1 protein-coding gene is annotated in these 237 nt (G+C 36.7%); it reads left to right on the top strand.

Annotated elements, in window-relative coordinates; all coding sequences use genetic code 11:
* Positions 1-237: hypothetical protein (locus AC2Q9J_RS18490; protein ID WP_499042194.1), on the top strand; the 237-nt coding region annotated here is incomplete at both ends.

The following is a 237-nucleotide window of genomic DNA, read 5'->3' as shown; positions in this document are numbered from 1 at the left end:
GGTTAAGGGTAATATTAATATTCCAGCAGAAGAAATCGTTTCTCTTAAAGAGTTTTTAGCTACATACAATGTAGACGTGGTGACTCAAGAGAAATTAATAAACAAGCTTGAAAATGGAGAGATTTGGGATTCTCAAAAACCGAACGTTGAGCCAATTGATTTTATTCAGAACAGTGATAAAGCGGGGAATATTGAACAGATTGAGATTTCCGCAGATGGTTCTGTTGCGGCAACAAC

The organism is Planococcus sp. RAB007_Raresut, assembly GCF_057369535.1.
This window is presented reverse-complemented; position numbering and strand designations above follow the sequence as displayed.